The organism is Pseudomonas sp. SDO5522_S412, assembly GCF_054071215.1.
The window spans coordinates 1-4,499 of the sequence record NZ_JBSVWQ010000338.1 but is presented as its reverse complement, the minus strand read 5'-3'; the positions used below and the strand labels follow the sequence as shown (position 1 = coordinate 4,499).

Sequence of the window (4,499 nt, the reverse complement as noted above, 5' to 3'; positions counted from 1 at the left end):
CAGAGATATCGACTGGCCTACCGCCTTCGCGAGCAAGCCCGCTCCCACATTGGGTTTGTGTCTATTCAGTAGCTGAATGCAAGACAACCAGCCCAAGTCAGCTAATCTTGTGCCAGCCCATAACTGATAAGAGGCCGCGCACATGAGTACTTCCTCATTCAAGATCGCCCACAAACTGCTCACCGGCCCAGGCGCCATCGAGCAACTGGCCGCCGAGCTGACGCGGCTGGATGTCGACAACCCGCTGATTGTCACCGATGCGGCACTGGTCAAATCCGGCACCGTGGCGCTGGCGCTGGAACACCTGGGCGAACGGACCTACGAGATTTTCGACCGCGTGCTGCCCGACCCGGAAATCGCCATCGTCGAGGACTGCATGCGCGTCTACCGCGAAGGCGGGCATGACGGCCTGATCGGCGTCGGCGGCGGCAGTGCCATCGACATCGCCAAGAGCGTGGCGGCCTACGCCGGTTACCACGGCGCCCTGGCCGACCTGTTCGGCGTGGACCAGGTGCCGCGCAAAGGCCCGCCGCTGATCGCGATTCCCACCACCGCCGGCACCGGTTCGGAGGTGACCAACGTGGCGATTCTGTCGGACAAGGTCGCGCAACTGAAAAAAGGCATCGTCAGTGATTACCTGCTGCCGGACGTGGCCCTGATCAGCCCGCAGATGACCCTGACTTGCCCCCGCAGCGTCACCGCCGCCAGTGGGGTGGACGCATTGGTGCACGCCATCGAATCCTACCTGTCGCTGAATGCCTCGCCGATCACCGATGCGCTGGCCATCGGGGCGATCAAACTGATCGCCAAGGCGTTGCCCAAGGCCTACGCCAACCCCGCCAACCTTGAGGCCCGGGACGACATGGCCACCGCCAGCCTGATGGCCGGGATGGCGTTCGGGAATGCCGGCGTGGGCGCGGTGCATGCGTTGGCCTACCCGTTGGGCGGGCGTTTCAACATCGCCCACGGCGTAAGCAATGCCTTGCTGCTGCCCTACGTGATGCACTGGAACAAGCTGGCGTGTGTGGAGCGCATGCAGGAGATAGCCGAGGCCATGGGCGTGAATATCACGGGGTTGAGTGCGGTGGATGCCGCCGACCAGGCCGTCGATGCGATGACGCGACTGTGTGCCGCAGTCGAGATTCCGTCCGGCCTGCGCAGCTTCGGTGTGCCTGAAGATGCGATCCCGGCCATGGCGGTAGAAGCGGCGGGGATCGAGCGCCTGATGCGCAACAATCCGCGCAAGCTCAGCGCCGCGGATATCGAGAAAATCTACCGGGCAGCTTATTAACCATTGAGCGAGGTCACGGTGCGCGCGGCAAAGCATGAGGTATACAATGCGCGCCATCGTGATTTAGCTCAAAAAGGTGCGTCATGCAGCCCTTCGTCATTGCTCCATCGATTCTCTCCGCCGACTTCGCCCGCCTGGGCGAGGAAGTGGACAAGGTGTTGGCCGCCGGTGCCGACTTCGTTCACTTCGATGTCATGGACAACCACTATGTGCCGAACCTGACCATTGGTCCGATGGTCTGCGCCGCCCTGCGTAAATACGGCGTGACCGCGCCTATCGATGCGCACTTGATGGTCAGCCCGGTGGACCGCATCGTCGGTGACTTCATCGAAGCCGGCGCGACCTACATCACCTTCCACCCGGAAGCCACGTTGCACGTGGACCGCACCCTGCAACTGATCCGCGAGGGCGGTTGCAAGGCGGGCCTGGTGTTCAACCCGGCCACGCCGCTGAGCGTGCTTGAGTACGTGATGGACAAAGTCGACATGGTGTTGCTGATGAGCGTCAACCCGGGCTTCGGCGGGCAGAAGTTCATCCCCGGCACCCTCAACAAGCTGCGTGAAGCGCGGGCGCTGATCGATGCGTCGGGCCGTGATATCCGCCTGGAGATCGACGGTGGCGTCAACGTCAACAACATCCGCGAAATCGCCGCGGCCGGTGCCGACACCTTTGTGGCCGGTTCGGCAATCTTCAATGCCCCGGACTATCAGGAAGTGATCGCCAAGATGCGTGCAGAACTGGCGCTGGCGCGTCCATGAGTGGCTTTGAGCAACTGTTCCCCGGCAAACTGCCACGGCTGGTGATGTTCGATCTGGACGGTACGTTGATCGATTCAGTGCCGGACCTGGCCGCGGCGGTGGACCAGATGCTGCTCAAGCTGGGGCGCAAGCCGGCGGGTATCGAGTCGGTGCGCGAGTGGGTCGGCAATGGCGCGCAGATGCTGGTGCGTCGGGCCTTGGCCAACAACATCGAGGCCGAGGGTGTCGATGATGTGGAAGCCGAGCATGCGCTTGAGCTGTTCAACGTGGCCTACGAAAACGGCCACGAACTGACCGTGGTTTATCCCGGCGTGCGCGACACCCTGAAATGGCTGCACAAGCAGGGCGTGGAAATGGCCCTGATCACCAACAAGCCGGAGCGTTTCGTCGCACCGCTGTTGGACCAGATGAAGATCGGCCGGTATTTCCGCTGGATCATCGGCGGCGATACCTTGCCGCAGAAGAAGCCCGACCCGGCCGCGCTGTTCTTCGTGATGAAAATGGCCAATATCCCGGCGTCCCAATCGCTGTTTGTCGGCGATTCGCGCAGTGATGTGCTGGCGGCGAAAGCGGCGGGGGTCAAGTGTGTGGCCTTGAGTTACGGCTACAACCATGGCCGGCCGATTGCCGAAGAATCCCCGGCGCTGGTGATTGATGACCTGCGCCTGTTAATCCCCGGTTGCTTGGGAACGGGCGCTGAGATAACGTTGCCCGACGCTGTTCCATCCCCTTCTGGAAATCCCATCGTGGTGGTCACTCGCAAACTCTGGATGAAAGTCATCAAGGCCCTGGCCCGCTGGCGTTGGCGCGCCTGACTGATCCTCGCCGCGCTGCGGCACGTTTGCACACCTGACCGTTAGACCCTCAAGCCACGAGGCACCTCATGATCCGCGAAGAATTCCTGCGTTTGGCCGCTGCCGGCTACAACCGTATCCCCATGGCCTGCGAAACCCTGGCCGACTTCGACACCCCGCTGTCGATCTACCTGAAACTGGCCGACGAGCCCAACTCCTATCTGCTGGAGTCGGTGCAGGGCGGCGAGAAGTGGGGCCGTTATTCGATCATCGGCCTGCCGTGCCGCACGGTGCTGCGGGTACATGATCACCATGTGAGCATCACCCTGGACGGCGTCGAGATCGAAAGCCACGATGTGGAAGACCCGCTGGCCTTCGTCGAGGAATTCAAGGCGCGCTACAACGTGCCGACCATCGCCGGCCTGCCGCGCTTCAACGGCGGCCTGGTGGGTTACTTCGGCTACGACTGCGTGCGCTACGTGGAAAAACGCCTGGGCAAATCCCCGAACCCCGATCCGTTGGGTGTGCCGGACATTCTGCTGATGGTTTCCGACGCGGTGGTGGTGTTCGACAACCTCGCGGGTAAGATGCACGCGATCGTGTTGGCGGATCCTTCCCAGGCCGATGCGTTCGAGCAAGGCCAGGCGAGCCTGGAAGCGCTGCTGGAAAAACTGCGCCAGCCGATCACCCCGCGTCGCGGCCTGGACCTCAGCCGCCCACCGGCGGCTGACCCGGTGTTCCGCTCCAGCTTTACCCAGGATGACTACGAGCGTGCGGTCGATACCATCAAGGAATATATCCTTGCCGGTGACTGCATGCAGGTGGTGCCGTCGCAACGCATGTCCATCGACTTCAAGGCCGCGCCGATTGATTTGTACCGGGCGCTGCGCTGCTTCAACCCGACGCCGTACATGTACTTCTTCAACTTTGGCGACTTCCACGTCGTGGGCAGTTCGCCGGAAGTGCTGGTGCGGGTCGAAGACAACCTGATCACCGTACGCCCGATTGCCGGCACGCGCCCTCGCGGTGCGACCGAAGAGGCGGACCTGGCGCTGGAACAGGACCTGTTGAGCGACGACAAGGAAATCGCCGAGCACTTGATGCTGATCGACCTGGGCCGCAATGACACCGGGCGTGTCTCGGAAATCGGTTCGGTGAAACTCACCGAGAAGATGGTGATCGAGCGTTACTCCAACGTGATGCACATCGTGTCCAACGTCACCGGCGAGCTGAAGGCCGGGTTGACGGCGATGGATGCACTGCGGGCGATCCTGCCGGCGGGCACCTTGTCCGGCGCACCGAAGATTCGCGCGATGGAAATCATCGACGAGCTGGAGCCGGTGAAGCGGGGTGTGTATGGCGGCGCGGTGGGGTATTTCGCCTGGAACGGCAATATGGACACTGCGATCGCGATCCGTACGGCGGTGATCAAGGACGGCGAACTGCATGTGCAGGCGGGCGGCGGGATCGTGGCCGACTCGGTACCGGCCCTGGAATGGGAAGAGACGCTGAACAAGCGCCGGGCGATGTTCCGCGCGGTGGCGTTGGCTGAGCAGACCCCGCAGGGCTGAAGTCAGACGTAGATCAAAAATGTGGGAGCGGGCTTGCTCGCGAAGGCGGTGTATCAGTCGATATATAAGGTGACTGTCGCACCGC

4 protein-coding genes are annotated in these 4,499 nt (G+C 62.5%); all 4 read left to right on the top strand.

Going from position 1 to position 4,499, the window contains the following annotated elements; translation table 11 throughout:
* Nucleotides 1–142 precede the first annotated feature (142 nt).
* The 4 genes from ACW9I6_RS30935 to trpE all read left to right on the top strand — a co-directional run bounded on the left by ACW9I6_RS30935 (nucleotide 143) and on the right by trpE (nucleotide 4,414).
* Complete coding sequence (locus ACW9I6_RS30935; RefSeq protein ID WP_003210968.1) at nucleotides 143–1,291, top strand: iron-containing alcohol dehydrogenase; 1,149 nt, start codon at nucleotides 143–145, stop codon at nucleotides 1,289–1,291.
* 83 nt (nucleotides 1,292–1,374) lie between these two features.
* A complete protein-coding gene (gene rpe / locus ACW9I6_RS30930) occupies nucleotides 1,375–2,049 on the top strand; it encodes a ribulose-phosphate 3-epimerase (RefSeq protein ID WP_003210966.1) in 675 nt (224 codons plus the stop codon).
* On the top strand, nucleotides 2,046–2,864 hold the full coding sequence (locus tag ACW9I6_RS30925; protein ID WP_003210964.1) for a phosphoglycolate phosphatase: 819 nt from the start codon (nucleotides 2,046–2,048) through the stop codon (nucleotides 2,862–2,864). Before rpe ends, ACW9I6_RS30925 begins: the two co-directional genes overlap by 4 nt.
* Before the next feature lie 68 nt (nucleotides 2,865–2,932).
* Complete coding sequence (gene trpE, locus ACW9I6_RS30920) at nucleotides 2,933–4,414, top strand: anthranilate synthase component I (protein ID WP_087694720.1); 1,482 nt, start codon at nucleotides 2,933–2,935, stop codon at nucleotides 4,412–4,414.
* Nucleotides 4,415–4,499: the final 85 nt, after the last annotated feature.

Coding starts and splice junctions, on each gene's coding strand:
- trpE (WP_087694720.1), top strand. CDS start 2,933: ATGATCCGCGAAGAATTCCTGCGTTTGGCCGCTGCCGGCTACAACCGT.
- rpe (WP_003210966.1), top strand. CDS start 1,375: ATGCAGCCCTTCGTCATTGCTCCATCGATTCTCTCCGCCGACTTCGCC.
- ACW9I6_RS30935 (WP_003210968.1), top strand. CDS start 143: ATGAGTACTTCCTCATTCAAGATCGCCCACAAACTGCTCACCGGCCCA.
- ACW9I6_RS30925 (WP_003210964.1), top strand. CDS start 2,046: ATGAGTGGCTTTGAGCAACTGTTCCCCGGCAAACTGCCACGGCTGGTG.